This is a genomic window from Pseudomonas sp., from assembly GCF_050739655.1.
Classification (GTDB): domain Bacteria; phylum Pseudomonadota; class Gammaproteobacteria; order Pseudomonadales; family Pseudomonadaceae; genus Aquipseudomonas.
Genome location: NZ_JBOIBY010000601.1, coordinates 1 through 3267 on the forward strand (window position 1 = coordinate 1; position 3267 = coordinate 3267).

4 protein-coding genes are annotated in these 3267 nt (G+C 57.4%); all 4 read left to right on the plus strand.

Translation table 11 applies throughout. From position 1 onward, the window contains the following. On the plus strand, positions 1-569 hold a 569-nt coding region (gene petA / locus ACRESJ_RS28600), incomplete at its 5' end, for a ubiquinol-cytochrome c reductase iron-sulfur subunit (RefSeq protein ID WP_431760872.1). Then, positions 569-1780, plus strand: a complete 1212-nt coding sequence (locus ACRESJ_RS28605; protein ID WP_008045954.1) for a cytochrome b — start codon at positions 569-571, stop codon at positions 1778-1780. The genes petA and ACRESJ_RS28605, both read left to right, overlap by 1 nt. After that, a complete protein-coding gene (locus tag ACRESJ_RS28610) occupies positions 1780-2562 on the plus strand; it encodes a cytochrome c1 (protein WP_431760873.1) in 783 nt (260 codons plus the stop codon). The genes ACRESJ_RS28605 and ACRESJ_RS28610 overlap by 1 nt, the downstream gene beginning before the upstream one ends. A gap of 150 nt (positions 2563-2712) precedes the next feature. After that, a partial coding sequence (locus ACRESJ_RS28615) for a glutathione S-transferase N-terminal domain-containing protein (protein WP_431760874.1) occupies positions 2713-3267 on the plus strand: 555 nt, incomplete at its 3' end.

The following is a 3267-nucleotide window of genomic DNA, read 5'->3' on the forward strand; positions in this document are numbered from 1 at the left end:
GCCGGCGTCGCTTCTTGGTAGCAGCCACATCCGTGGTGGGTGCTGCAGGAGCGGTGGGGGCTGCGGTCCCGTTCGTGGGGTCATGGTTTCCCAGTGCCAAGGCGAAAGCCGCAGGTGCACCGGTGAAAGTGAATGTCAGCAAAGTCGAACCAGGCCAGCAGATGATTGCTGAGTGGCGCGGCCAGCCGGTGTTCATCGTCCGCCGTACACCGGAAATCCTGGGGAATCTGAAGAAGATCGAGGGCCAGCTCGCTGATCCGACCTCCAAGAACTCGACACAACCGACTTACGTTGATCCGGAAATCCGTTCGATCAAGCCTGAGGTTCTGCTGCTGATCGGTATCTGCACGCACCTGGGTTGCTCGCCGACCTTCCGTCCTGAAGTGGCACCTGCGGATCTGGGTAAAGACTGGGTAGGCGGCTATTTCTGCCCTTGCCACGGTTCCCACTACGATCTGGCTGGCCGCGTCTACAAGTCGCAACCTGCGCCTTTGAACCTGCCAGTTCCCCCGCATTCCTATGAGACCGATGAGATCATTATCATTGGCGTCGATACGGAGAAAGCGTGATGAGCAAGTTCATGGATTGGGTTGATGCACGCTTTCCCGCAACCAAGATGTGGGAAGACCATCTCAGCAAGTATTACGCTCCGAAGAACTTCAACTTCTTCTACTTCTTTGGCTCCCTGGCACTGCTCGTTCTGGTCAATCAGATCGTTACCGGTGTCTGGCTGACCATGAGCTACAACCCGTCGGCGGAAGAGGCGTTCGCTTCCGTCGAATACATCATGCGTGACGTCGAGTACGGCTCGATCCTGCGTCTGCTGCACTCCACCGGCGCTTCGGCGTTCTTCATCGTGGTCTATCTGCACATGTTCCGTGGCCTGCTCTACGGTTCGTACCAGAAGCCGCGTGAACTGGTGTGGGTCTTCGGCATGCTGATCTACCTGGCATTGATGGCCGAAGCCTTCATGGGTTACCTGTTGCCGTGGGGCCAGATGTCCTACTGGGGTGCCCAGGTGATCATCTCGCTGTTCGGTGCGATTCCGGTCATCGGCAACGACCTGACCCAATGGATTCGTGGTGACTACCTGATTTCCGGCATTACCCTGAACCGCTTCTTTGCCTTGCACGTGGTTGCCCTGCCGATCGTTATCCTTGGTCTGGTGGTATTGCACATCCTGGCGTTGCACGAAGTCGGTTCGAACAACCCGGACGGCGTGGACATCAAGAAGCACAAGGATGAAAACGGCATACCGCTGGACGGCATTGCCTTCCACCCGTACTACACGGTGAAAGATATCGTCGGCGTGGTGGTGTTCCTGTTCATCTTCTGCTCGATCGTGTTCTTCTTCCCGGAAATGGGCGGCTACTTCCTCGAAAAGCCGAACTTTGAAGTGGCGAACGCCTTCAAGACCCCAGAGCACATCGCTCCGGTCTGGTACTTCACCCCGTTCTACGCCATCTTGCGTGCGATTCCGGACAAGCTCCTGGGTGTGATCGCCATGGGCGCGGCCATTGCTGTGCTGTTCGTCCTGCCGTGGCTGGACCGTAGCCCGGTCAAGTCGATGCGCTACAAGGGCTGGCTGAGCAAGATCTGGCTCTGGGTGTTCTGCATCTCGTTCGTGATCCTGGGCGTGCTGGGCGTATTGGCCCCAACCCCTGAGCGTACGTTGCTATCGCAGGTATGTACCTTCCTGTACTTCGCCTACTTCATTCTGATGCCGTTCTACACCAGGCTCGAGAAGACCAAACCGGTTCCGGAAAGGGTGACTGGCTGATGAAAAAACTATTTGCTGTATTGATGCTTGCTGCGCTGCCAGTGTTTGCTTTCTCGGCTGAACACGGTGGCCCCGAGCTGGAAAAAGTCGACATCGACGTTTCCGATAAAGCAGCCATGCAAGACGGCGCACGCACGTTCGCCAACTACTGCATGGGTTGCCACAGTGCCAAGTTCCAGCGCTACGAGCGTGTTGCCGACGACCTGGGCATTCCCCATGAGTTGATGATGGAGAAGCTGATGTTCACCGGCGCCAAGATCGGCGACCACATGAGCATCGGCATGCAGCCGGCGGACGCCAAGGCCTGGTTTGGCGCCGCGCCACCAGACCTGACCCTGGTTGCCCGTGTTCGCGGTACTGACTGGCTCTACGGTTACCTGAGGTCGTTCTACGAAGATCCGGCGCGCCCATGGGGTGTGAACAACAAGGTCTTCCCGAACGTGGGTATGCCTAACGTTCTGGCCGGCCTGCAAGGTCGCCAGGTGGTTGGCTGCAAACAGGTTCAGATCGTCGAAGACGGCAAGAAGCAATATGATCCTCTGACCGGTACGGCGCTGACCCATGAAGCGTGCGATCAGTTGACCATTGTGCCGAAAAGCGGTGCCCTGACTGCAGAGCAGTTCGATGAGAAGGTCAAGAATCTGGTAACCTTCCTGGCTTACTCGGCTAACCCGGTTAAGCTGCAACATCAGCGCATCGGTACATACGTATTGCTGTACCTGGCGTTCTTCTTCGTATTCGCTTACCTGCTCAAGCGCGAATACTGGAAAGACGTGCACTGATAAAGCTTCAAGCTATTGCTGTTAATCGCGCGCGCCCAAGGGCGCCTCTGAGGATGTAGCGAAACTGGTAATCCAGTCGTTACGGGAGGCGCCCTCTGGGCGCGCTCGTTTTTCCGCGTTCGATTATTTCTACAAGCGAGGAGGATCGCCATGGGCGTGACCAATCGGTTGGCCTGTTACTCCGACCCCGCCGACCACTATTCCCACCGAGTGCGCATCGTACTGGCAGAGAAGGGTGTCAGCGCCGAGATCATTTACGTGGAAGCTGGACGCCAGCCACCTAAACTGATTGAAGTGAACCCTTACGGCAGCTTGCCCACCCTGGTCGATCGCGACCTGGCGTTGTGGGAGTCGACTGTGGTGATGGAATATCTGGATGAGCGTTACCCGCACCCGCCGCTACTGCCGGTTTATCCCGTGGCGCGTGCCAACAGTCGCCTGCTGATGCACCGCATTCAGCGTGACTGGTGTGGTCTGGTGGATCTGATTCTGGATTCGCGGACCAAGGAGGCGGCCCGTGCCGTGGCCCGCAAAGAGTTGCGCGAAAGCCTGACGGGTGTGTCGCCGCTGTTCGCCGACAAGCCGTTTTTCCTCAGTGAGGAACAAAGTCTGGTGGACTGCTGCCTATTGCCAATACTCTGGCGATTGCCGATTCTGGGTATAGAACTGCCGCGGCCAGCCAAGCCGCTGCTTGATTACATGGAG

Bases quoted from the DNA above. Each gene is read 5' to 3' on its own strand.
- ACRESJ_RS28610 (WP_431760873.1), top strand. From the start codon at position 1,780: ATGAAAAAACTATTTGCTGTATTGATGCTTGCTGCGCTGCCAGTGTTT.
- ACRESJ_RS28605 (WP_008045954.1), top strand. From the start codon at position 569: ATGAGCAAGTTCATGGATTGGGTTGATGCACGCTTTCCCGCAACCAAG.